This is a genomic window from Hymenobacter sp. BT491 (genome assembly GCF_014349165.1).
In the GTDB taxonomy this organism is placed as follows: Bacteria; Bacteroidota; Bacteroidia; order Cytophagales; family Hymenobacteraceae; genus Hymenobacter; species Hymenobacter jejuensis.
On the sequence record NZ_JACSJJ010000010.1, the window covers coordinates 1 to 26,056 of the forward strand.

Here is a 26,056-nt window from a genome sequence, read left to right on the forward strand (position 1 = left end):
TGTCCAGCTCCACGGCTTGGTTGAACTTGCGCAAGTTCGTGAACACCACCGGCGGCGGGGTCGGGTTGGTGCGCACCGCCGCCGACCGAAACATTACCACGCCGTTGGCGCCGCCGAAGTACAGTTGCCCACTGCGCCCGTGGTGGTAAGCGCCCACGTTGAATTCGTTTTGCGGCAGCCCGTCGCGGCTGTCGAAGGTGTGCATTTCGCCGGTGGCCGGCGTAAAGCGCACCAGTCCTTTGTTAGAAGAAAGCCACAGTTGGTGCTGTTCGTCTTCCAGAATGCCAAAAACAACGTCTTCGGGCAGCCCCTGCGCCTCCCGATACACAGTAAACAGCCCGCGGGCCACATTGTCGAGCCGGCACAGGCCGCCGCCCTCCGTCCCGACCCACAACTGGCCGGCGTGGTCTTCCGCAATCGTGCGCACAAAGTCGGCGCTGATGGAGCGGGGCACCCGTTCGTTGGCCTGGTACGCCCGAAAGCGCTCCGTAACCGGGTCAAATAAGCACAGCCCGCCGCCGCCGGTGCCCAACCACATCCGGCCCAAGTGATCCTGGAAAATCTTGTGCACGAAGTTGTTGCTCAGGCTGGACGGATTGGCGGGATCGTGTTGGTAGGCGGTAAAGAGCCCCGTTTTGAAATCGTAGCGGTTGAGGCCGCCCTCGGTGCCGATCCACAAGCGCCCTTCCGTGTCTTCGCAGATGGAGCGTATCGCATTGTCGCTGATGGTGTTGCGCTTGGTAGGGTCGTGGCGATAGTGCACAAAGCGCGTAGCGCCCGGCAGCAAGCAGTCGAGCCCTTGGCTTTGCGTGCCCACCCAAATACGGTCCTTGCGATCGACGTACACCACCCGGACGTAATCGGCGCTGAGGCTGCCGGCGTCGTTGTCATCGTGGCGAAACTGGCGGCGCTGCCCGGTTTTGGGGTTGTAGCAGATCAGGCCTTCGTCGCCGGTGCCCACCCAGGCCCGCCCCGCCGCGTCTTCGCCCACGGCCCACACGGGGGTTGCGCCCTTGGTGCTCACAGGCAACGTGGTAAAGCTGCTGGGCTGCGCCTCGAAGCTGCTGACGCCGTTTTCGGTGCACACCCACATCAAGCCGGTGCGGTCTTGGCCCAGGGCGTGCACATTGTTGTTGGGCAAGCTATGCATCTGCCCCGGTTGGTGGCGGTAGCTGGTGAAAGTACCCGTGGCGCGCTCGTAATAGCCCAGGCCGTTGGTGGTACCCACCCACAGGTTTTGTTTCTGATCGAGGAGCAGCGCCCGCACTTTGTCGTCGGGCAGGCTGCCGGGGCGGTTGCTTGCGCGAAATACCCGCACCGACGCGGTCCCGGGGCCTAAGTAGCGCAGGCCATCGGCTTCGGTGCCCACCCAAAAGCCGCCTTGCCGGTCGGCGCACAGTGCCGTAATGGCACTGGTGGGTTGCCAGCGGGCTTCGGGCTCCAGCAGGCCTGCGTGCTCGTTGAGCCGGCACAGGCGCCCTTCGCCGGTACCCACCCAGAGGGCGCCGGCGGGCGTTTGGGCGATGGTGCGCACGGCGTTGCGGCGGGCGTTGGCGGGCAGGGCGGAAGCCTGTCGGAAGAGGCGAAACTGGTTGGTGGAAGGCTCGTACAGGCTCAGCCCTTCTTCCGTGCCCACCCAAATGCGGCCCGCACGGTCGCAGAAAACCACCTGAATGAAGTTGCTTACCAAGCTGCCCACCGTCGGGCCCGCCTGAAACCGCTGAAACTGATTCGTTAGGGGATTGTAGCGGCAGAGGCCCTTGCTGCCCGTGGCCACCCACAGCTGGCCCGAGTGGTCTTCGGCCAGCGAGATCACAAAGTTGCGGCTGAGCGAAGTCGGTCGTTTGGGGTCGTTGCGAAAGACCCACACATTGCTGCCATCGTAGCGGTTGAGCCCATCGCGCGAACCCAGCCACAGAAAGCCGCGGCGGTCCTGCAACACGGTATACACGCTGTTCTCGGCCAAGCCGTCGGTGGTGGTCAGCGTGCGGAAGGTCAGGGTCGGGGTAGGCTGCGCCAAGGCCGCCGGACTACTCCAGCCCGCCAGTAGTGTACCAAGCCACAACAGCCTGAGCAAGAGGGTAAACGAATGGTTAATAGCGTCAGAAATAAGGGTGGAAAGGTCGGGTCGGAGGGCGCAAAAACGGCAAAAAGCTAGGTTGCGGCAAGCAGCTTGGGGCCGTGGCTACTTCCCGCCGCCGGAGCACTGAAAGCGCTGCTTTGCTCGAAAGCAGATCAGTCCAGCCACTGCGTGATCATGGTTATAACACTTTGATTGTCAGCAGTTTGCATAGAGTGTGTTTTCCTCACGCGCAGCGAGCTGATTTCGTCGTTGTAGCCAACCCCAAACAGAGCCAGGTTGGCCACATCGTGACGCGACTGGTAGCTTGGGGCCGTGATTAGGGGCTTGCCCAAAAAGTTGCTGTCCCTGAAAAACTCAACCTGGTAGCCGTCTTTAATATGGAAGGAGCTGAGCTTGTCGTTGAAGTCTACGAAATTACCGTAGATGTCCTGCACGTGTTCCAGTTCGTTCAGGCCCCCGGCATCCCGAATGGCTACCACAATGCCAGTCGTATCGGCCGCGACGGGACCGTGGTTATAGCGCTCGTGCTCATACAGAACCACGGCATATTGATCCAGCGCAGCGGTCGTCGCGCCGAGCGCGGCGGCCGAGTTAGCCTTTTTGGGCTCGCCCGCCGGGGCCCGTGCCGCGCCGCCCGAGGCGGCTGCTTGCTCGCCCGAGTTGGCGACGCAAGCACTCACGCCGAAGCAAGCCACGGCATAAGTCAAAACTAAAAATGATCTCATAGCTGAAAGGCACAAGTACAATTGGGCATAATTCGACCAAAGTGAAATCAAATTGGTTTTATTATAAATACCCTGATAATCAGCTACATAATAGTTTTTTTCTCTCCCAAAAGCAAGCTGATCGCCAACTAGCGGCCGCGTTCGCTGTCGACGGCGTGGGTCGGGATCGAGAGGGTTTGAAGCAGTTCGCCCGTTGAGGAAATCCGGGCGCCCGTCAGGGTGCGGCCGTACACCGCGGCCGTATCAATATTGAGCGCATTGGACTCTGGATCGAAGAGGGGCTCACCGTCGAGGGTGGGCGTGTGGCCGATTACTTGCAGCTTGCCGACGTTGCGCAACGGGCCGCGCCGCCAGAGCACGCCGTCGGCATTGGCTTCGCTCAGGGGGTTGGGCGTGTCGGCAAAGCCCGCGTGGCTGACCACCACATGGTCGTTTTGCCAGACCAGCGGGCGCTCCTGGATCCAGGCCAGATGCGGACCGAGCAGCGCGGGCTGTTTTTCGTACTGCTGCACAGTCAGGTTGCCGCCCCAGTTGAGCCACGTCGTCGGCCCGCCGATTTTGGTGTAGTGGCGAAGCATGCCCAGCTCGTGGTTGCCCTTCAGAAACACCGCTTGCTCCGGATGGTCGGCCGCCAGTTGCATGGCCAGCGCCACCGTTTCGGGCGAAAAGTTGCCCCGATCCATCAGGTCGCCGAGCTGGATCAGGAGTTCTTGCTGCGGCTGCCAGTGCTGCAACAGTTCCTGAAACGTGTGGTAACAGCCGTGTACATCCCCGATTACAAACAGATTCATAGCAGCAAGTGAAGTCAGCTCAACTGAAAAGGAATAAATACAAGTAATTGATAATTAAATAGTTGTGATAATGCGCTTTAGATGGTCAGCGTAAACTGCGAGCCTTTGCCTTTCAACGAAGACTGCCGAATCACCAGATCGCCTGAGATTACGAACGTGCGCGGCTGGAAATCCTCCTTCATGCGCACCTGCTCCAGAAACAAGCGCGCGGCCTGCTGCCCGATGCGGTAGGGGTGGAGGTTGACGGTCGTAAGCCCCGGCTCGATCATGCCGGCCAGAAACTCATCGCCAAAACCCACCACCGCAATTTCGTCGGGGATGCGGATGTGGCGCTGCTTCAGGGCCTGAATCAGGTCGAAGGCATTGGTGTAGTTGATGGCGAAAATCGCGTCGGGCGGCTCGGGCAACGACAGCCACGTATCGAGCGCCGCCACCGCCGACTCGGTGCGGAAATTAATGTGGATGCGCCACTCGTCCCGAATCGGCAGGCCGTATTTCTGGAGGGCGCTGCGGTAGCCCGCAATGCGCTGACGGCTGATTAGCAGCGATTCAGGACCAGCCAGCACGGCAATGCGGCGGCAGCCTTCCTGAATCAGGTGCTCGGTCACGGCAAAGGCCCCGTCCCAGTCGTCGAGTATCACTTTGGCGCTGTTGAGCTCGTTGCAAACCCGGTCGAAGTGCACCACCGGAATGCCTCGGCACGCCTCGGGCCGCACGTGGTCGAAGTTTTCAGTTTCGCGCGAGTGGCAGATCAGCAGCCCATCGACGCGGCTGGCCACCAACGCCTGCACGTTGCTGACCTCCATCTGATACGATTCCTTTGACTGACAGATCATTACGCGGTAGCCCGATTCGGCGGCCACCTGCTGAATGCCGCTTACCGCAGTCGCGAAAAAAGGCCGCTCAATGTCGGGGATGAGTACACCAATGGTGTACGTTTCGCTGCTCTTAAGGCTCTGGGCCAACAAGTTAGGCTGATAATCAAGCTGCCGGGCCACGTCCAGAATAACCTGCCGCGTGTTGGGGCTGATGTCGGAGTGCCCGTTCAGCGCCCGCGACACCGTCGACGAGGCCACGCCCACGGCCTTGGCCACATCACCGATGGTGGTTTGGTGACGTTTGCGTTCAGTAGTACGCTCGGTTTTTTCTTCCGTGAAATGATAATCACAGGCTTTGCAGAAGAAGCGTTGCCGACCCCGAATGAAGCCCGCCCGCATCACATCATCGGCCAAGCCACACTTTACACACTTAATCATGATAAAATAGTATTTTTTGTCCAAAAAGCGTTTCCGACCTGCAAATGCCCCCTTTAGCTTCATTACATTATTCGAAGATAATGTACTAAAAATTTTTTATGGGCTACCAAAGCAAATTTACCTATCGGGAACGATTCCGGAAACGTTTCCGATCTTTTTGTTTCGAAAACAGCCTATTTACCCACTTTGCAAATAGTTTTTGATCGATTTAGTTGTTTTATATTCGAGAGTAAGTCAGCCGAACGCCGTGCTTTTTGATTTGGAGGCGCGTGAAGCACCCCACCCTCTTAGGCTTGCAAAAAATTGTACTTTTTCGTTGCGTAGATATGTTGTACACGATGCGCTGGTTCGGCCCCCACGACCCGGTTTCACTCTTCGACATTCGCCAAGCCGGCTGCTCCGGCGTTGTTACGGCCTTGCATCAGCTTCCGGTCGGGGCGGTGTGGTCGGTAGACGAGATTAAGACTCGCCAGCAACTCATCGAAGCCGACAACGAAAAGTACGCGCCTTTGCACTGGGCCGTGGTCGAGAGCCTGCCCGTGCACGAAGACATTAAGAAAGGCCTGCCCGCGCGCGCTACTTATATAGAGAACTACAAGCAGTCGCTGCGCAACCTGGCCGCCTGCGGCATCCAGACGGTGTGCTACAATTTCATGCCCGTGCTCGACTGGTCGCGTACTAACCTTAGCTACGAGATGCCCGACGGTTCGCGGGCGTTGCGGTTTGTGTGGCAGGACTTTGCGCTGTTTGACCTGTTCATTCTGAAGCGCCCCAATGCCGCTGCCGATTATGAGGCAGACGTGATTGAGGCCGCCCGGCAGCAGTTTGCCGCCATGACCGCCGAGCAAGTGGCCCAGCTTACCAACACCGTATTACTCGGCTTGCCGGGCTCGGAAGAGGCTTTCGAACTATCTGGCTTTCAAGGCCTTCTGGATCAGTATGCAGCCATCGACAGCCAAGAACTGCGGCAGAATCTGTATCACTTTATGCGGGAAGTAGGGCCGGTGGCTCAGGAAGTAGGCGTGAATCTGTGCATTCACCCCGACGATCCGCCCTATCCGCTGCTCGGGCTGCCCCGCGTGGTGAGCACCGAAGCCGACTTAGTAGAATTAATGGAGGCCTACGATGCGCCGGCCAACGGGATTACGTTTTGCACCGGATCGTTGGGGGTACGATCCGACAATGACTTGCCGGGCATGGTCCGGCGCCTGGGCCAGCGCATCCACTTCATCCACTTGCGGGCTACCAAGCGCGAAGCCAACCCCCGCAACTTCCACGAAGCCGACCACCTCGCCGGCGACGTAGACATGTATGCCGTGGTGCGCGAAATCGTGCAGGAAGAGCAACGCCGAGCCCAAGCGGGCTCCGGCGTAAGCCAACTAACAATGCGGCCCGATCACGGCCACCAGATGCTCGACGACCTCCACAAGAAAACCTATCCGGGTTATTCGGCCATCGGCCGGTTGCGCGGCTTGGCCGAGTTGCGCGGGCTGGAATATGGCATCCGTGGTGCCTTAGCTGATATCAAGCAAGATGCTGCTAGTCAAGCGGTTGTAAATAAAGAATCATTGACCTCGTGAATTCAACTTTCCGCATAAAACCGCTTCGGTCTGTACTGGTGATGCTGCTTCTGCTGGTGGCGGCTCACGGCAGCATGGCCGACGACGGCTACCGGTTGTGGCTGAAGTACGACCTGATTCAGGACGCTGCTCAGCGCAAAGCCTACCTAAACGCCGCGAAATTCATCGCCGTGTCGAGCAATGGCCCCGTGCTGCAATCGGCGGCGCGCGAGTTGCAGCAGGGCCTCAAGGGGTTGCTGGGGCAAGCCGTACCGATGGCCAGCGCTCAGGGAAAAAGCGGCGGAATTATTCTAAGCGTTGAACCTACCGCAAACGATAGCGGTGGAGCTTTGGGTAAGGAAGGTTACCGGATCTCGACGGACAAGAACAACATCAAAATCACGGGCAAAACCGAGGCGGGTGTGTTGTATGGCGCGTTTGCTCTGCTGCGCCAGCTCCAGACTCGCCAGCCGCTCGAGAAGATTGCGCTGGCGAGCACGCCCAAGATTGAGTATCGCATGCTCAACCACTGGGACAATCCCGATGGCACCGTCGAAAGAGGGTATGCCGGTTCGTCGATCTGGAAGTGGTACGAGCTGCCCGAACGCGTTGATCCGCGCTACCGCGACTACGCCCGCGCCAACGCATCTATTGGCATTAACGGCGTGGTAATCAACAATGTAAACGCCAGCGCCCGCTACCTAACGGCCGAGTATTTGCAAAAAGTAGCTGCCGTCGCCAACGTCATGCGGCCTTATGGCATCCGGGTGTACATGTCGGTGCTGTGGGCGGCGCCCAAAACCATCGGCGGCCTGACCACTTCCGACCCGCTCGACCCCAAAGTGCGCCAGTGGTGGACCGACCGTACCAACGACATCTACAAAGCCATTCCGGATTTTGGCGGCTTCCTGGTGAAGGCCAACTCCGAAGGCGAACCCGGCCCACAAGATTACGGCCGCAACCACGCCGACGGCGCCAACATGCTGGCCGAAGCCCTCGGCTCGCACGACGGCATCGTAATGTGGCGCGCCTTCGTATACAAGGCCAATTCCAACGGCGACCGTTTCAAGGAAGCCTACGAAGAGTTCAAGCCACTGGACGGCAAGTTTGCCCCGAAGGTGCTGGTACAGGTCAAGAACGGCCCGATTGATTTTCAGTCGCGCGAGCCGTTTCACCCGCTGTTTGGGGCCATGCCCAAGACGCCGTTGGTGCTCGAAGTACAGATCACGCAGGAGTACTTGGGCTTTGCCACCCACCTCGTGTACGAAGCACCGCTTTTCAAAGAGTGCTTAGATTCAGATACTTACTCCAAGGGAAAAGGCTCAACTGTTGCCAAAGTTGTCGATGGTACCGTCGATCAGCACCGCATCAGCGGCATTGCGGGCGTGGCCAACATTGGCTCCGACCGCAACTGGACGGGCCACCCCATGGGCCAGGCCAACTGGTACGCCTTCGGGCGCCTGGCTTGGGATCACGAGCTGTCGTCGCAGGCCATCGCCGAGGAGTGGACCCGGATGACCATCACGACGGAGCCCAAATCGGTGCGCACCATCGCCGACCTGATGGTGAAGTCGCGCGACATTTATGTGCGCTACACTACGCCGCTGGGCTTGCACCACATCATGGGCGAAAGCGTGCATTACGGCCCGCAGCCGTGGCTGGCCAAAGCTGGTCGCCCCGACTGGACGGCCGTCTACTACCACAAAGCCGATGCGCAAGGCCTTGGCTTCGACCGAACCGCCACCGGCAGCAACGCCCTCAGCTTATACGCCCCGGAAGTGCAGAAGCAATGGGGCAATCCGCAAACGTGTGCACTTGACTACCTGCTCTGGTTTCATCACGTAGGCTGGAAACAGCCGCTGAGCACGGGCCGCACCCTCTGGGACGAGCTGTGCTACCGCTACTACACCGGCACCGACTCGGTGACGTGGATGCAAAAACAATGGGCGCAGGTGAAGCCCAACGTCGATCCGGAGCTCTTCGCCAACGTGGAGGGCCGCTTGCAAAAGCAATACAAAGAAGCCGTGTGGTGGCGCGATGCCTGCGTGCTGTACTTCCAGACGCTGGCCCAGCAGCCCATCCCCAAGCCTTTCAGCCCGCCCACGCGCTCGCTGGACGAGGTGAAAAGTTTGGTAGAAATCTATCAGTTGCGTAAGTAATTGATGGTCAATTATTTATATTAATAACAAGAAGTCATGAAGCACTTGCATACCCTCAAGAGCCATACCGATACTCTGGCCCAGAACGTGTTTTCGCTGGAAGGTCGGTTGGCGCTGATTACCGGCGGCGGGAGCGGCATTGGGCTGGAAATTGCCCGCTGCATGGCGCAGGCCGGCGCCCGCGTCATCATCACGGGCCGCCGCGAAGCCGTGCTGCAGGAAGCCGTAGCCGGGCTGGGCGAGTCGGTCGATTACGTGGTGAACGACATCACCGACCTGGCCTCCACCGACGACTTGGTGGAGCAAATCGAGCTGGCTCACGGCCCGCTGGACATCGTGGTGAACAACGCCGGCATCAACATGAAGAAGCCCGCCTTGGAGGTCACCGACGAAGAGTTTAACCGCATCATTCACACCAACCTCAACTCGGTGTTTTCACTGACACGGGCCTGCGCCAAGCGCATGGTCAAGCGCCAGCACGGCGTGATCTTGATGATCTCGTCGATGGCGGCCTACTACGGCATCGACCGAGTGGTGGCCTACGCCGCCTCGAAGTCGGCGGTGGAAGGCATGGTGAAGGTGCTGGCCTCGGAGTTTTCGGCCGACGGTGTGCGGGTGAATGCCATCGCCCCCGGCTTCATCGAAACTGAGATGAGCCGCACGGCCATGAACAACGACCCCGAACGCCGCGACCGGGCCATGCGCCGTACGCCCATGGGCAAGTTTGGTCAGCCCGAAGACATCGGCTACGCCGCCGTATTTCTTGCTTCCGACGCTGCCCGCTACATCACGGGCGCTTCGCTGCCGGTCGACGGCGGCAACTCAATTGGTTTTTAAGTATTAACACACCCAAATCCCCCACCAATTATCATGAAAATACCTTTATGTGCTGCCATGCTGCGCCTAGGGCGACCAATGGCTCAAGGCGCAGTCGTTCTCTCGCTGCTTGGCCTCACGCCAAGCATTGTGCTCGCCCAAACGGGGCACACCGTAACAGGCACCGTTACCTCCGATAATGGCGAAGGCCTGCCCGGCGTAACCGTAGTAATCAAAGGCACTACCGTTGGCACCGGCACCGACGCCAATGGTAAGTTCAGCCTGACCGTGCCCAACGACAATACCGTGCTGGTTGTCAGCTCGATTGGCTACGCGCGGCAGGAAGTGACCGTCGGCAACCGCGCGACGCTCAACGTGAAGCTGGCCACCGAAACCACCGCCCTCAACGAGGTGCAGGTCGTAGGTTACGGTGTCCAGAAGAAAAGCCAGGTAACGGGCGCTATTTCGTCCGTAACGGAAGAGCAGCTGCGCGACGTGCCGGTGGCCAACGTAGGCCAGGCACTGCAAGGCCGTGCGCCGGGCGTTACCATCTCCAGCACCAGCACAACACCCGGTCAGAGCCCAGTTATCCGTATCCGGGGCAACCGCTCCATCTCGGGCAGCAACGATCCGTTGCTGGTCGTTGACGGCATCCCGTTCGACGGCAGCCTCAACGACCTGAATCCCGACGATATCACCTCGCTGGAAGTGCTGAAAGACGCTTCTTCGACGGCTATCTACGGTGCTCGGGGCGCCAACGGCGTTATCCTGATTACCACGCGCCGTGGTAAGTCGGGTGCTCCGCGTGCTACTTACAGCGGCTACTATGGCTCGAAAAACCCCTATGGGTACTACGACTTGCAGAACGGGCAGGAGTACTACAACTACCGCCTTGAAGCCTACCGTGCCCAGAACCCAAACTACGACCCAAACACGGCTAGCACGTTCCTGACGAACGACGAACGGGCCAACTACGCCGCTGGCAAAACGACCGACTACCAGAAGCTGCTGTTCCAGAACGGCCACATCCAAAACCACGTCTTGGGCGTGTCGGGTGGTACGGACCAAACGCAGTATTCTACTTCGCTGGGCTTCTACGATGAAACGGGTATTATCCCCGTGCAGCGTTTCCAGCGCTATTCGCTGCGGGGCACGCTCGATCAGCAAATTGGCAAACGGGTAAAAGTTGGGGTGAACACGTTGAACACGTACAACACCTCGAATGACCCGAACATCAACATCCTGAACCAGATTCTGACCACGAGCCCGCTCGCTTCGGCCTACGACCCCAACGGTCTGCCTGTGCTCTATCCGAACAACGACACTGCTGGTTCTAACCCGCTGACCTTGTACACGACCGATGCGCACAAAGACCAGAACCGCCGGGTACGCACTTTCAACAGCCTCTACGGGCAGGTAAACATCCTGAAAGGGCTGGATTATCGCTTGAACCTAGGCCTGGATGTACGCTCCGAGAACAACGGCACCTTCTTCGCTTCGATCACGCCCCAGAACGGCGGTGGCCAGAGCACGGCTTCGCGTTCGGCTAGCTTCGCGTTCAACCTGCTGACCGAAAACATCCTGACCTACAACCGGAGCTTCGGGAAGCACGATTTGAATTTCACAGGCTTATACAGCTGGCAGGGCTTCCGCTTCGACAACTCCAGCGTTGGCGCCCGTAATCTTTTGGCTAACTATCAGGGATTCAATAACTTAGGCGCTGGTACGCCTAGCTCGGCCAGCAGCAGTCAGCAGCGGTGGGACATTATTTCCTACATGGGCCGCGTTAACTACGCCTACGACAACCGCTATTCGGCTACCTTGACCATGCGGGTTGATGGCTCATCGCGCTTGGCTCCGGGCAACAAGTACAAAGCTTTCCCCTCAGCGGCCGTGGCGTGGAACATCGCCAACGAGTCGTTCCTGCAAGATCAGACGTGGGTTAGCAACCTGAAGCTCCGCGCCAGCCTGGGCCGCGTGGGTAGCACCGCCGTCAATCCTTACCAGACGCTGGGATCGCTGGGTTCCGGCATCGGCAACGGCTACTACAACTATGGTGCGACCGGGGCAGTAGGCGTGGTGCCCAACAGCATTCCGAACGCCAACCTGGGGTGGGAATATACCACGACCGCCAACTTCGGGGTGGATTACGGCTTCTTCAACAACCGTGTTACGGGTTCGGTAGAAGTGTATCAGCAGCGTACCAGCGACCTTTTGCTGCCCGACGCGCTACCCGCAGCTAGTGGGTATACTTCTTACGTTCGCAACGTGGGCCAGACCCAGAACCGCGGCGTCGAGGTAGCGCTCTCCACGGTAAACGTGCGCACGGGCGGTGGCTTTGAATGGTCAACCGACTGGAACTTCACCGTGAACCGGGAGAAGGTACTAGACCTAGGCTTGAGCGATGCTAACGGCAACAAGCTCAGCGACATCGGTAATCAGCGCTTCGTCAACCAGCCGTTGTATGTATTCTATGACTACAAGAACCTAGGCATCTGGCAGACATCGGAGGCGGACGCCGCCAAGAAATACAACTCGAAGCCTGGCCAGATCAAGGTGGCCGACGTGAACAACGACGGCGTGATCAACTCCAGCGACCGGGTGATTGTGGGAAGTCGCCAGCCGAAGTTTGAGGCCGGCCTGACCAACCGCTTCAAGTACAAAGGCTTTGACCTGACGCTCGTCGCGCTTACCCGCGTAGGTGCTACCGTGGTAGATCCAACGTTGTTCGGCCCAAACTACTTCACAACTAACACCGGTCGTCGCAACCAGGTCAACCTCGACTACTGGACGCCTACGAATCCGTCGAACAAGTACCCACAGCCGGACCAGTCCTCGCGTTCAACGGAGTGGCCGACCTACGGGCAGACGCTTGCTTACCTGAATGGCACCTTCATCAAAGTGCGCAGCATTGATTTAGGCTATGCTCTCCCCACTGCTTGGGCGACGAAGGCAAAAATGAGCACAGCGCGCATTTATGTACAAGTGCAAAACCCGCTTATCTGGGCGAAGGAGCAATACTTCCGCGACAACAAAGCCATCGACCCAGATGCCCTATCTTATTCAACCCGCCTCGACGCAAGTCAGCCCGGCGGCATCGCATTTACGGGCGGTAACCCCAACAACACGAGCGGTGGCACGTCCGGTGGTAACGGGGTAAACTACCCTGTTACGCGCGCCTTCATTGTAGGCGTCAACCTGGGCTTCTAAAAGTGACGAAGTGGCTGAGTAGCCACATAGTACAATTTGTACATTCGGTATTTGGCTACTCAGCCGCTTTAGACATCCCTCACTTAGTCAACGATTTAACCTTGCTTTTCAGCGCGCCGCGCTACTTGTATATGAAAAAGATAGTATTAGCTGCGTTAGGAACCTCCTTTCTCTTCGCTACCGCGGGTTGCAAAAAGGATATCCTGGACGAAAACCCACAATCAGTAACAACCCCCGACTTTTTGGGGACGCCGCAGGGGATTGAAGCCGGCGTAACGGGCGTGTACTCGGGCCTGCGCCTGCTCCACGGCAACGATGCGGCCTTCTTCTCCACGGAAGCCGGAACGGACCTTTGGACAAACGGCATTTCGTCGAGTAGCGGCCTGAACGACTACAACCTGAATGACCTGACCCCAGCCAACGCAAGTTCGACGTCCTTCATCTGGAGCGCATCCTACCAGATGATCAACGACGCCAACGGCGTATTGAAGTACTCGGCTACGGTGCAGGGCATGGACCCGGCCCGCCTGAAGCAACTAATAGCAGAAACGAAGCTGCTGCGGGCGCACTACTACTTCGTGCTGGTGCGCCACTTCGGCGACGTACCGCTGATGCAGACCTTCATCGACGCGCCCACCAAGGACATCAGCCGTGTGCCTCAGGCCCAGGTGTACAATGCCATCATTGCGGACCTGACGGACGCCATGAATAACATCGCCGACAAGCCTGCCCAGCCGGGCCGCGCAACGCGCGCCACGGCCCTGCACATGCTGGCGAAGGTATACCTAGAGCGGGCTACCTCGACGGCCAAGCAAAGCGACGACTATGCTAACGCCGCCAAGTACGCCAAGGAACTCATCGACAACCAAAGCCGCTACGGCTTGGGCCTGGAAGCCGACCCAGCTACCGTGTTTGCGGAAGGCAACGAAAACGGAAAGGAAGTACTCTTCAATGCGCAGTTCAACGGCGACGCTAGCTTCTCCCGCATCGACGGCTTCACCTTTGGTGGGGAAAACGTAGCGGGCTTCAACTTCCGCAGCCGCTACGACCTGATTCCTAACATGACCCGCGACACGAACTATGGCCGTCCTTTTGCGCGCCATAGCACGACCCACTTCTTGGAGGATTCTTACATCCTGCGCGATGCCAGTGGCAATGCCCTGGAAACAGGCGCCCAGTTGCGTTCGACGGACTCTCGCTACAGCAAATGGTTCACTACGGTTTATCGGGTCAATTCGCCCGGCTCCAATGGTGGCAGCGCCAGTGCTGTAGTCGGTGACACGTCGCTTTGGTATCCGGGTCGTGAGTTACCGGCTGCCGTACTAGCGCGCATCGCGGCCCGCAAGCCGGTTGCTTACCGGGTTATTCAGCCCAGCCAGTATACCACGGAGTACTTCCCGACCCTCAACAAGTTTGACTCCCGGAACCGCACGTCGTTCCAGGGTTTCTCGACTCGGCCGAACATCATCTACCGCTTGGCCGAAACGTATCTGATTGCGGCCGAAGCCAATTTTTACCTGGGCAACACGTCGCAGGCGCGTGACTACATCAACGTAGTACGTCGGCGGGCAGCCGCAACGGGCAAGACTACCCAAATGGAAATTGCTGCCAGCCAGGTGAATATCGACTTCATCCTCGATGAGCGGGCCCGCGAGCTTTGCGGCGAGATGCTGCGTTGGTACGACCTGAAGCGCACCGGCAAGCTGCTGGAGCGGGTGAAGCTGTACAACCCACCCATCACGCGCCTCGCGACGGGTATTTACGGATCTAACGCCGCCCTCAACATCAAGGATTACCATGTGTTGCGGCCTATTCCGCAGACCGAAATCGATCGTACCGGTGGTAAGATCACCCAGAACCCTGGGTACTAAGTCAAGCATATTTCTTAAGGAACGGCCAGTTATGCTGGCCGTTCCGCTTTTGCTACTCTACGGCTGTAGCGCACTCGTTCTTCCAAAGCTTGCCGTAATTTATTTTCATAAATCATTGTATATCAATGAAATATAAATATATGTTGGTGTGGTTGTTTTGTGTGAGCCTAGTTACGGCGAAAGCACAATCGAATGCCACAAGCGGCATGCCCCGCCTTGTCAAAACTGGGCAAAGCACCCAACTGCTGGTCGACAACAAGCCTTTCTTTGTGTTGGGTGGGGAGCTTGGCAACTCCACGGCTTCCAACACGGCTTACATGCAGCCCTTCTGGCCCAAGCTGAAGGCCATGAACCTGAACACGGTCATTGCGCCGGTGTACTGGGAGTTGATGGAGCCCACGGAAGGCAAGTTTGACTTTACGCTGGTGGACGACCTGCTGCGCGACGCCCGTAAAAACCAGATGAAGCTGGTGCTGCTCTGGTTCGGGGCCTGGAAAAACAGCATGTCGTGCTACGCCCCGGCCTGGGTGAAAACCGACCTGAAGCGCTTTCCGCGGGTAGAAGACGACAAAGGCGTGCCCCAGGAAATCATGACGCCCTTCGAGCCGCGCAACCTCGAAGCCGACCGCAAGGCTTTCGTGCAGCTTATGCAGCATTTGAAAGTGGCTGATGGTCAGCAACATACCGTCGTGACGGTGCAGGTGGAAAACGAGATTGGCATGTTGCCCACGGCCCGCAGCTACGATGCCCGCGCCAACGCGGCTTTCAAGCAGCCGGTACCCGCTCAATTGCTCACGTATTTGCAGCGCGAACGCAAGAACCTGAAGCCGGAATTTGCGGCTATCTGGCAGCGCCAGGGCGCCAAAACCAAAGGCACCTGGGAAGAAGTATTCGGCAAAAGCCTGGCGACCGACGAGATGTTCATGGCCTGGTACTTCGCCACCTATACCAACGCCGTAACTGCCGCCGGCAAAGCCGCTTACCCGTTGCCGATGTACGTGAACGCCGCCCTGAACCGACCGGGCGTAGCGCCGGGCAAATATCCCAGCGCCGGTCCGCTGCCGCACCTAATGGACATCTGGCTGGCCGGCGCCCCCGATATCGACATCCTGGCCCCCGACTTCTACAACCCCAACTTCGAGCACTGGTGCGACCTGTACACGCGCGGCGGCAACCCGCTGTTCATCCCCGAGCATCGCTTCGAGGAGGGCGTGGCGGCCAAAGCTTTCTTCGCCTTCGGCAACTACAACTGCCTTTCGTTTTCGCCTTTCGCCATTGAAGGCAGCGACACGCTGAAAGGCGCACCCATCAGCAAAGCATACGAGCTGTTGCAGCAAGTGAGCTTTCTGCTGGGCAAGCACCAGCCCCAAAACCAGGTACGCGGCTTTCTGGTGGAAAAAGACTCCGCCGCCCGCACCACTACGCTCGGCGACTACCGCTTCACGGCCAAGCACGAGTACACGCTGGGCTGGTCGTTGGGCGCGAAAAAGGCCGAGTGGACGCCGGGTGGCGGCCTGATCATCGCCGTAGCACCCGACGAATTTTACGTGGTCGGGACGGGCATCGTCCTTACCTGCGAGCCAACGGCCAAAGGCAAGCGCGCGGGCTATGTCAGCGTCGATGAAGGCCACTTTGAAGGAGAAAAATGGATAGCCGGCCGCCGCATGAACGGCGACCAGGATCACCAGGGTCGTCATGTGCGGGTGTCGGGCGAAGATTATAGCATTCAGCGAGTTAAGCTCTATACCTACTAACGCGCGGCTTCTTATGAACAACAAAAGCATGAAAAATCCGACCTCGTTCGGCAACCGCTTACGCTGCGCAGGCTCGCTGTTAGTGGCCTGTGGCCTGCTCTTGCCGCCGCGGCCGGTGGCGGCGCAAATTCGCTTACCCAGGCTGATCAGCGACGGCATGATTTTGCAGCGCGATGCCAAGGTGAGCATCTGGGGTTGGGCGGCGGCCGGCGAGGCCGTTACCGTGAAGTTCAGTGGCCAAACCTACCGCGCCACTACCGGCCCGGACGGCAAATGGACCATTGCCCTGCCCGCCCTGAAAGCTGGTGGCCCCTACGAGATGAATCTCGATGCTAGTAACCATTTGACTGTCAAGGATATACTAGTAGGGGATGTGTGGGTGTGCTCGGGCCAATCGAACATGGAAACGCCCATGTCACGGGTGCGCGACCGGTACCCCGATGCCGTTGCCCAGGCGAATAACCCGATGATCCGGCAGTTCAATGTGGATCTGCGCTATGCCTTCAACGGCCCGAAAGCCGACCTAGCCGGCGGCCGGTGGGTAACCACCACGCCCCAGAATGTGCTGGCCTTCAGCGCCGTGGGCTATTTCTTCGCCAAGACGCTGTTCGAGAAATACCACGTTCCCGTTGGCATCATCAAATCGGCGGTGGGTGGCTCACCCGCCGAAGCCTGGTTGAGCGCCGATGCCCTGAAGGCGTTCCCCGCTTACCAGCAGGCCGCCGAAAAAGTAAAAGACAGCACCTACGTAGCCCGCACGATTGCGCAGGATCAGGCCGCTTCCCGCATGTGGTACACCAACTTGCGGCAACAGGATCAAGGTGAGGCGAAGGGCACAACGCCTTGGTACGCAACCACCTACAACGCCGCAGACTGGAAAACGATGAAGATTCCCGGTTACTGGGCCGACCAGGGCTTAGGGCCGGTAAATGGCGTGGTGTGGTTGCGCAAGGAAGTAGAGGTGCCGGCCAGCATGGTGGGCAAGCCCGCCCGCCTGGAGCTGGGCACCATCGTGGACAGCGATTCGGTGTACATCAACGGGCAGTTTGCCGGCACCACCGGCTACCAGTACCCGCCGCGCAAGTACGACCTGCCGGCCACCTTGCTCAAGCCCGGCCGCAACCTGATTGTGGTGCGCGTCATCAACAACTCGGGCAAGGGTGGCTTTACGCTCGACAAACAATACCGGCTCACGGCCGGCGGCCAGACCCTGGATCTGCGCGGCGACTGGCAGTATAAACTAGGGGCCGCGTCGCAGCCCGCCCCGGGCTCCACCACTTTCCAGTACCAGCCCGGCGGCTTATTTAACGGCATGATTGCGCCGTTGCTGCCGTACTCGATCAAAGGCGTGCTGTGGTACCAGGGCGAATCCAATACCAGCAAGCCCGAAGAATACCAGCAGCTGCTCACGGCTCTTATTGCCGACTGGCGCACGCACTGGAAGCAACCCAAACTGCCGTTTATCTACGCGCAGCTCCCCAATTTCATGGCCGTCAAAGAGCAGCCCAGCGAAAGCGAATGGGCCCGACTGCGCGAGTCGCAGCGCCGCACGTTGGCCGTGCCGAACACCGCTATGTCTGTCAACATCGACCTGGGCGAATGGAATGATATTCACCCACTTGCCAAAGAAGATGTAGCCAAGCGGCTGGCTTTGGCCGCCGAGAAAGTAGCCTACGGCGAGAGCAAAATTGTGTCTTCGGGTCCGTTGTACCAGGGCATGCAGGTGGCCGGCAATAAGGCTACGCTCACGTTCACGAACACCGGCAGCGGGCTGGTGGCCAAAGGCGGCGGACCGCTAAAGCGATTTGCCGTAGCCGGCGCTGACAACAAATTTGTGTGGGCCAACGCCCGCATCGAAGGCAACAAAGTGATCGTCTGGAGCGAGCAAGTTGCTACGCCGGTGACCGTGCGCTACGCCTGGGCCGACAACCCGGAAGGAGCCAACCTTTACAACAAAGAAGGTCTGCCGGCTTCTCCGTTCACCACGGCAAAGTAGGTTTCATAACTATTTGTAAATCTGACGATTATGCAAGGAGGAAGGAAAATCAAGAGCAGTCTGCTTCTCTCAGTGGCGGTAGCAGCGCTGGGCTTGCAGCAGCTACAGGCCCAACAGAAAGCAGTATATCTCGATCCGGCGCAGCCGCTGAATGCCCGCGTCAACGACCTGATTTCCAAGCTCACGCTGGAGGAGAAAGTGGCCCAAATGCTGGACCAGAGCGCGCCCGTGCAACGGCTGAATATCCCCGCCTACAGCTGGTGGAACGAGGCGCTACACGGCGTCGGCCGTTCTGGGCCGGCCACGGTGTTTCCGCAAGCTATTGGCCTGGCCGCCACCTTCGACGACGACTTGGCGCAGCGCGAGGCCACCGCAATTTCCGACGAAGCCCGCGCCATGTACAACGCGGCCATCGCCCAAAATCACTACGTCAAGTACGGAGGTCTCACGTTCTGGACGCCCAACATCAACATCTTCCGCGACCCGCGCTGGGGCCGCGGCCAGGAAACCTACGGCGAAGATCCCTACCTGACTTCGCGCATGGGCGTGGCCTTCGTGAAAGGCTTGCAGGGTAACGACCCCAAGTATCTGAAAGTGGCCGCCTGCGCCAAGCACTACGCCGTGCACAGCGGCCCCGAGAAGCTGCGCCACGAGTTCAACGCCGAAGCTAGCCCCCAGGACCTGCGCGAAACCTATCTGCCCGCTTTCCACGCGCTGGTCAATGCGAAAGTGGAGGCCGTGATGTGCGCCTACAACAGCACCAACGGCGAGCCCTGCTGCGGCAATACCTTCTTGCTCAACGATGTGCTGCGCAAAGAGTGGGGCTTCCGCGGCCACGTCGTCTCAGATTGCGGCGCGCTGGATGATCTGTACCAGGGCCACAAAGTGGTGAAAACCAAGACCGAAGCCGCGGTGCTGGCCTTGCAGCGGGGCGTCAACCTTAACTGCGGCGACACCTACAGCGAGTTGACGGGGGCCGTGAAGCAAGGCATGTTGAAGGAGGCGCAGCTCGACAGCTCGCTGGCCGTGCTGCTGCGCACCCGCTTCAAGCTGGGGCTGTTTGACCCCAAAGGCATGACGCCTTACGACCAGATTCCGACGTCCGTTATCAACAGCGCCGAACACCGGCAACTAGCTAAGGAAGTGGCACTTAAGTCGGTGGTGTTGCTCAAAAACAACGGCGTGCTGCCGCTACGCAATGATTTAGGTAAGTACTTCGTGACCGGCCCCAACGCCACCAGCGTTGATGCCTTGTTGGGTAATTATTACGGCGTCAATGGCCAGATGACCACGATTCTGGAAGGCTTGGTGGCCGGCGTGCGACCGGGCAGCCAAATCGAATACAAGCAAGGTATGCTGCTGGACCGGCCCAACGTAAATCCCATCGACTGGACCACCGGCGAAGCCAAGCTCACCGACGCTACCATCGTGGTGATGGGCATCACGGGCTTGCTGGAAGGCGAGGAAGGAGAGTCAATTGCTTCGTCGCATGCCGGCGACCGCCTCGACTACAACCTGCCCCAAAACCAAATCGACTTTCTGAAAAAGCTGCGCAAAGACAACAAGCACCCCCTCATCGCCGTCGTGACGGGGGGCAGCCCCATGAACCTGGCCGAAGTACACGAACTCTGCGACGCGGTGCTGCTGACGTGGTACCCCGGTGAAGAAGGGGGCAGTGCCGTTGCAGATATCATCTTCGGGAAAGCCTCGCCTTCGGGCAAACTACCCGTGACCTTCCCGAAATCCCTGGATCAGTTGCCGGCCTACGAAAGCTACGGCATGAAAGGCCGCACCTACCGCTACATGGACGCCGAGCCGCTCTACCCGTTTGGCTACGGGCTGAGCTACGCCAAATTTGAATACGCAAGCCTAAAGCTGTCCAGCAAGAAACTCGCTAAGGGTAAGCCAGTTGAGGTAGAGGCCACTGTAAAAAACACCGGCACGATGGCGGGTGAAGAAGTGGTGCAGCTCTACCTAACCCATACGGCCCGCAAAGGCAGTCAGACGCCCTTGTACTCGTTGAAAAGCTTCAAGCGGGTGAGTCTCCAGCCTGGCGCCAGCACTACCGTCCGGTTTACGCTCACTCCCGATATGCTGGCTCTGATCAATGAGAAAGGCTTGGCGGTGGCACCTACTGGCCTGGTAAAAGTCTGGGTAGCAGGCTCCTTGCCCTCACAGCGCAGTCAGGAGCTTGGCGCTGCCAAAGCCGCTATGGCCACCTTGGCGGCCAAATAAGATCTTCCCAGAATGTATAAGGCTTGACCAACCACAGTAGAAGGAAATGGAGCCCATTAGCTGTCCTTTTCTGCGAATTGAATTATTCGCGGGGATACTTAGCTGAACCGTTAGCTTTCCCGAAGCCCGCCATTTGATTATTTGAAGATATTCTGGGAAAATATTTTCATTCCTGATCCTGTAAAAACTACCTATCGAAACCGATTCCGGAAACGGTTTCGATCTTTTTGTTTGCAAATTAGCCTTTTAGAGGCCCTTTGGTGTTGACGCCGATCGTTTTTGTTGTAGTATATTCGATGGTGAGTCGGTCGTAAATCTCGGCTATTGCTTTGTCAACTCATAAGGCAAACGGGCGGCACCAAAGAACATAAAATTGTACTTTCCCGTTTTAGAAACGATTGCGGGATTTCGTTATTCATCCGTTTTTGTCAGCGCTTTTCTGAAGCAGTAACAGCATGAAATACCTCTTAGGGTACGACATTGGGAGTTCATCGGTAAAAGCTTCCTTGCTCCGCATCGACACGGGCAGGTGCGTAGCCGCGGCTACCTCGCCCAAGCAAGAAATGGAGATTACCGCCGTCACTGCCGGCTGGGCCGAACAGCGCCCCGAGCGGTGGTGGCAGGAAATCATCAACGCGACGCACAAGCTCAAGGAAGCGTACGGCTTTGATGCTTCGCTGGTGGCTGGCATCGGTATCACTTACCAAATGCACGGCCTCGTGCTCATCGACCGCGAGGGGAAGGTATTGCGCGACGCCATCATCTGGTGCGACAGCCGCGCCGTGGACATTGGCAATCAGGCTTTTGCAGATTTGGGCGAAGGGTTTTGTCTGAGCAATTTTCTCAACTCACCCGGCAACTTCACGGCTTCCAAATTGAAGTGGGTGAAGGACAACGAGCCCGAAATCTTCGAGCAGATTCACAAAATCCAGCTTCCCGGCGACTACATCGCTTTTCAGCTGACCGGCAACCTCCAAACCACGGTTTCGGGCTTGTCGGAAGGTGTGTTCTGGAATTTCAAGGAGCAGCGCATCGCTGAGGAACTGCTTGACTACTACGGTATTAGCCAAGATTTGCTACCGGAAATAGTCGATACGTTCTCGGTGCAGGGCCAGCTTACGCAGGCCGCGGCCACGGAGTTGGGGCTGCACGCGGGCACGCCCATCAGCTACCGCGCCGGCGATCAGCCCAATAACGCCTTCTCACTCAATGTGTTACAAGCCGGCGAGATTGCTGCCACGGCGGGCACGTCGGGTGTGGTCTACGGCATCAACGAAACGATGACCGCCGATTCTAAGTCGCGGGTTAACACGTTTGTGCACGTCAACAACACCGCCACTAAGCCTAAAAATGGGGTTTTGCTGTGCGTCAACGGTACGGGCATCCTGAACAGTTGGCTGCGCAAGCTGGTAGGCGAAATGCCTTACGACCAAATGAATCAGCTGGCCGCGCAAGCCTCGATTGGCTCCGAAGGCTTGGTGTTTCTGCCGTTTGGCAACGGCGCCGAGCGCATCCTCGAAAACCGCCCCACCGACGCTCAGCTTTCGGGCTTGAGCTTTAATATTCATGCACAGTCCCATGTGTTGCGGGCGGCGCAGGAAGGAATCGTGTTTGCCCTCAACTATGGCATGGACATCATGCGCGAGTCGGGGGTGCAGGTGCGCAAAGTGCGGGCCGGCAACGCCAATATGTTTCTGAGTCCGGTGTTTCGGGATGCCTTTGTTAACAGCGGCAACGTAGAACTAGAACTCTACAACACCGACGCCTCGCAGGGCGCGGCGCGCGGGGCTGGCGTGGGCGTGGGCATCTACCATTCCCCCGACGAAGCCTTCGTTGGACTGGAAAAGATACTAACCGTGGAGCCCACTGCTGCGGCGCAACAGCAGTACCAAGCAGCCTACGCCCGCTGGCTGAACACGCTGCACCAAAAGCTGGAGCTGGAAGAGCGCAAAACGCCCCTTTTCAACTAAAGCAGACGTGTTTTTGCAAGTAATTGATTGTCAAAGATTTACATATTAACCCACAACCGTATGTCAACCCTCACCCTAAGCAGAACGGAGTTTTTTAAAGGCATCGACAAAGTCCGGTTTGAAGGCCGCGAGTCGGATAACCCGCTGGCGTTCAAATGGTACGACGAAAACAAACTGATCGCCGGCAAAACGATGAAGGAGCACCTGCGCTTCGCCATCTCGTACTGGCACACCTTCACCGGCACCGGCGGCGACCCCTTCGGCCCCGGCACCAAGCACTTTCCGTGGGATGCTCAGGGCGAAATCATTGGCCGCGCTAAAGACAAAATGGACGCCGCCTTTGAGTTTTTCACCAAGATCGGGGCGCCGTATTACTGCTTCCACGACATCGACTTGGTCGACGAAGGCGCGTCGCTGCAAGAGTACGAGCGCAACCTAGCCACCATCATCGATTACGCCAAGGAGCACCAAGCCGAAAGCGGCATCAAGCTGCTGTGGGGCACGGCCAACGTGTTTTCGAACCCGCGCTACATGAACGGCGCCAGCACCAACCCCGAGTTTGCGGCCCTGGCCTTTGCCGGCACGCAGGTTAAAAATGCGCTGGACGCGACCATTGCTCTGAACGGCGAAAACTACGTGTTCTGGGGCGGCCGCGAAGGCTACATGACGCTGCTCAACACCAACATGAAGCGCGAGCAGGAGCACATGGGCCGCTTCCTGACCATGGCCCGCGACTACGCCCGCAAGCAAGGGTTCACCGGCAAATTCTTCATCGAGCCCAAGCCAGCCGAGCCGACCAAGCACCAGTACGACTTCGACGCGGCGACTGTGATCGGCTTCCTGAAAGAGCACGGCTTGGAAAACGACTTCATGCTGAACCTGGAAGTAAACCACGCCACGTTGGCCGGCCATACCTTCCAGCACGAGCTGCAAGTAGCAGCCGACGCCAACATGCTCGGCTCGATGGACGCCAACCGCGGCGACTACCAGAACGGCTGGGACACCGACCAGTTCCCCAACAACATCAACGAGCTGACCGAGTCGATGCTCATCATCCTGGAGCACGGCGGCATCTCGCCCGGCGGCATCAACTTCGACGCCAAAACGCGCCGCAACTCGACGGATTTGGAGGACATTTTCATCGCCCACATCGCGGGCATGGACACGTTTGCCCGCGCTTTGGTGGTAGCCGACAACATTCTGCAAAAATCACCTTACAAGAAGTTCCGCCAAGAGCGCTACGCTTCGTTTGACTCCGGCCAGGGCGCGGCTTTCGAGAAGGGCCAGCTCACGCTGGAAGACTTGCGCACGTTCGCACTCGGCCACGGCGAGCCCGAGCAAAAGAGTGGAAAACAGGAGTGGCTGGAAAGCATTATCAACCAGTACATCTAAGCTCCGTACTTGTGGGTTGGTACCCGCGCGACTGCAAATCTGAAGCAATTACATATCTTATTGGCTATCAAATAGATAGAAAATAAGCATTTGACTGCCTTCTAATAATTGCCGCGCGTGGGTGCCGCCCACCATGTATTTTTTCACCCCTTCTGTTTCTGAGCTATGACTGACAAGCAAGTGTCTTTGGACGAACTAAGCGTAAACACGATCCGGCTGCTGTCGGTGGACATGGTGCAGGCTGCCAACTCCGGCCATCCTGGCTTGCCGCTGGGGGCTGCCCCCATGGCCTATGTGTTGTGGTCGCGCATTCTGCGCTTCAACCCGCAAGACCCCAAGTGGCCCAACCGCGACCGCTTTGTGCTTTCGGCCGGACACGGCTCGGCGCTGCTCTACAGCTTGTTGCACCTCTACGGCTACGACCTGTCGCTCGACGACGTGAAAGCATTTCGGCAGCTCCACTCCAAAACGCCCGGCCACCCGGAGTCGAACCTGACGCCGGGCATTGAGGTAACTACTGGTCCGCTGGGACAAGGCTTCGCCAACGGCGTGGGCATGGCCATGGCCGAAGCCCACTTGGCGGCGGTGTATAACAAACCCGGCCACGACGTTGTCGACCACTACACCTACGCCATCGTCAGCGACGGCGACCTGATGGAAGGCATCGCGTCGGAGGCCGCCTCGCTGGCCGGTCACTTGCGTCTGGGCAAGCTCATCTATCTCTACGACGACAACGACATCTCGCTCGACGGGCCCACCCGGTTGGCCTATACCGAAGATGCTTTGGCCCGCTTCGAAGCCTACGGCTGGCACACCCAGCGCGTGCAGGACGGCAACGACCTCGACGGCATCGAGCAGGCCATCAAAGCAGCGCAGGCCGAAACCGGCCGTCCTTCTATTATTTCCGTCAAAACCATCATCGGCTACGGCAGCCCGGGCGAGGGCACAAGCAAAGTGCACGGCTCGCCGCTGGGCGTAGAAAATCTGAAAAGAGCCAAAGCCTTCTTCGGATTCGATCCCGAGCAAAGCTTTGTAGTGCCCGACGAAGTGCGCACGCACCTAGCCGAAGCTGGCCAGCAGGGTGCCCGTCTTCAGAATGAATGGAACCAGAAATTTGAAGCCTACAGCCAGGAGTTCGCGGCCGAAGGCGAACTGTTTCGCGTTTCCTTCGCTGGCGATCTGCCCAACAACTGGGACGCCGACTTGCCCGTGTTTACGCCCGCCGACGGCGATATGGCTACCCGCCAAGCCTCGGGGAAAGCGCTGACTGCTTTGAAGAAAAGCGTACCGTTTCTGTTCGGCGGCTCGGCCGACTTGGCCAGCTCCAACGAAATGCCCACCAGCGGCGACATCAGCTTCCAGCCGGGGCACTATGACAACCCCAACATCTGGTTTGGCGTCCGTGAGCACGCCATGGGCGGCGCCATGAACGGGATGGCCCACCACGGCGGCGTGCGCCCCTACGGCGGCACGTTCCTTACCTTCTCCGACTACATGCGCGGCGCCATCCGCCTGACGGCGCTGGCCGAATCGTCGGCGACGTTCGTGTTTACCCACGACAGCATTGGCTTGGGCGAAGACGGCCCGACTCACCAACCTGTCGAGCAGGTAGTTGCGCTGCGTACCATCCCAAACATCATCGTGCTGCGCCCCGCCGACGCCAACGAAACCGTGGAGTCGTGGCGCCTCGCCCTAACTAAGCCCAAGTCGCCGGTTGTGCTGATTTTGTCGCGGCAAAAGCTCCCCACGCTCGACCAGTCGAAATACGGTTCGGCGCGCGAAGGCGTGGCCAAAGGCGCGTATATCCTGAGCGACTCGGCCGAAACCCCACAGCTGATTCTGATCGCGACGGGCTCAGAAGTTTCGCTGGCCATGAAAGCCCAAGCCGAACTGACGAAAGAAGGCACGCAGGTGCGCGTGGTAAGCATGCCGTCGTGGGAACTGTTTGAGCAGCAAGACGAAGCGTATCGCCACCAAGTGCTGCCGCCCTCGGTGCGCAAGCGCATTTCCATCGAGGCGGGCTCCCCGATCGGGTGGCACAAATACGTCACCGACGAAGGCACCGTGATTGGCATGAACAGCTTCGGCGCGTCGGGTCCGGGCGAGGAAGTAATGGAGTTTTTCGGCTTTACGGTCGAAAACGTGCTGCAAAAGGCCAAAGCTTTGTTGCAAGATAAAGCCGTGGGTATCGAGCCCAAAGAGGTACTTTCCTAACTTTCGGCTTCGACATCAACCGCAC

Annotated in this window: 15 protein-coding genes; 11 read left to right on the plus strand and 4 right to left on the minus strand. The window is 58.6% G+C overall.

Features of this window, described 5'->3' with window-relative positions; translation table 11 throughout:
* The 4 genes from H9I52_RS22050 to H9I52_RS22065 form a co-directional block, all read right to left on the minus strand.
* A partial coding sequence (locus H9I52_RS22050) for a two-component regulator propeller domain-containing protein (RefSeq protein ID WP_316248070.1) occupies positions 1 to 2,077 on the minus strand: 2,077 nt, incomplete at its 3' end.
* A gap of 158 nt (positions 2,078 to 2,235) precedes the next feature.
* On the minus strand, positions 2,236 to 2,808 hold the full coding sequence (locus H9I52_RS22055) for a hypothetical protein (RefSeq protein WP_187455673.1): 573 nt from the start codon (positions 2,806 to 2,808) through the stop codon (positions 2,236 to 2,238).
* 128 nt (positions 2,809 to 2,936) lie between these two features.
* Complete coding sequence (locus H9I52_RS22060; RefSeq protein ID WP_187455674.1) at positions 2,937 to 3,599, minus strand: metallophosphoesterase; 663 nt, start codon at positions 3,597 to 3,599, stop codon at positions 2,937 to 2,939.
* 77 nt (positions 3,600 to 3,676) lie between these two features.
* The gene (locus H9I52_RS22065) at positions 3,677 to 4,855 is read right to left on the minus strand and encodes a LacI family DNA-binding transcriptional regulator (RefSeq protein WP_139515451.1); all 1,179 of its coding nucleotides are present in this window, start codon (positions 4,853 to 4,855) and stop codon (positions 3,677 to 3,679) included.
* 338 nt (positions 4,856 to 5,193) lie between these two features.
* On the opposite strand from H9I52_RS22065, the gene uxuA reads away from it, so the two are divergent.
* The 11 genes from uxuA (at position 5,194) to tkt (ending at position 26,031) form a co-directional block, all read left to right on the plus strand.
* Positions 5,194 to 6,435, plus strand: a complete 1,242-nt coding sequence (gene uxuA, locus H9I52_RS22070) for a mannonate dehydratase (RefSeq protein WP_187455701.1) — start codon at positions 5,194 to 5,196, stop codon at positions 6,433 to 6,435.
* 41 nt (positions 6,436 to 6,476) lie between these two features.
* Complete coding sequence (locus H9I52_RS22075; RefSeq protein WP_187455702.1) at positions 6,477 to 8,573, plus strand: alpha-glucuronidase family glycosyl hydrolase; 2,097 nt, start codon at positions 6,477 to 6,479, stop codon at positions 8,571 to 8,573.
* A 36-nt stretch (positions 8,574 to 8,609) separates the two neighbouring features.
* Positions 8,610 to 9,410 carry an SDR family NAD(P)-dependent oxidoreductase gene (locus H9I52_RS22080; protein ID WP_187455675.1) on the plus strand — a complete coding sequence of 267 codons (801 nt, stop codon included), beginning with the start codon at positions 8,610 to 8,612 and terminating at the stop codon, positions 9,408 to 9,410.
* A 33-nt stretch (positions 9,411 to 9,443) separates the two neighbouring features.
* The gene (locus H9I52_RS22085) at positions 9,444 to 12,599 is read left to right on the plus strand and encodes a SusC/RagA family TonB-linked outer membrane protein (protein WP_187455676.1); all 3,156 of its coding nucleotides are present in this window, start codon (positions 9,444 to 9,446) and stop codon (positions 12,597 to 12,599) included.
* A gap of 131 nt (positions 12,600 to 12,730) precedes the next feature.
* Positions 12,731 to 14,470 carry a RagB/SusD family nutrient uptake outer membrane protein gene (locus H9I52_RS22090; RefSeq protein WP_187455677.1) on the plus strand — a complete coding sequence of 580 codons (1,740 nt, stop codon included), beginning with the start codon at positions 12,731 to 12,733 and terminating at the stop codon, positions 14,468 to 14,470.
* A 206-nt stretch (positions 14,471 to 14,676) separates the two neighbouring features.
* Positions 14,677 to 16,224, plus strand: coding sequence for a DUF5597 domain-containing protein (locus tag H9I52_RS22095; protein WP_222940609.1), 1,548 nt, complete (start codon positions 14,677 to 14,679; stop codon positions 16,222 to 16,224).
* A 28-nt stretch (positions 16,225 to 16,252) separates the two neighbouring features.
* Positions 16,253 to 18,220: a sialate O-acetylesterase gene (locus H9I52_RS22100; RefSeq protein ID WP_187455678.1), complete on the plus strand. Its 1,968-nt coding sequence runs from the start codon at positions 16,253 to 16,255 to the stop codon at positions 18,218 to 18,220.
* Positions 18,221 to 18,250: 30 nt separating this feature from the next.
* A complete protein-coding gene (locus tag H9I52_RS22105) occupies positions 18,251 to 20,455 on the plus strand; it encodes a glycoside hydrolase family 3 N-terminal domain-containing protein (RefSeq protein WP_187455679.1) in 2,205 nt (734 codons plus the stop codon).
* A 455-nt stretch (positions 20,456 to 20,910) separates the two neighbouring features.
* On the plus strand, positions 20,911 to 22,425 hold the full coding sequence (locus tag H9I52_RS22110) for a xylulokinase (protein ID WP_187455680.1): 1,515 nt from the start codon (positions 20,911 to 20,913) through the stop codon (positions 22,423 to 22,425).
* A gap of 60 nt (positions 22,426 to 22,485) precedes the next feature.
* A complete protein-coding gene (gene xylA, locus H9I52_RS22115) occupies positions 22,486 to 23,817 on the plus strand; it encodes a xylose isomerase (protein ID WP_187455681.1) in 1,332 nt (443 codons plus the stop codon).
* A 165-nt stretch (positions 23,818 to 23,982) separates the two neighbouring features.
* Complete coding sequence (tkt, locus tag H9I52_RS22120; protein ID WP_187455682.1) at positions 23,983 to 26,031, plus strand: transketolase; 2,049 nt, start codon at positions 23,983 to 23,985, stop codon at positions 26,029 to 26,031.
* Positions 26,032 to 26,056: the final 25 nt, after the last annotated feature.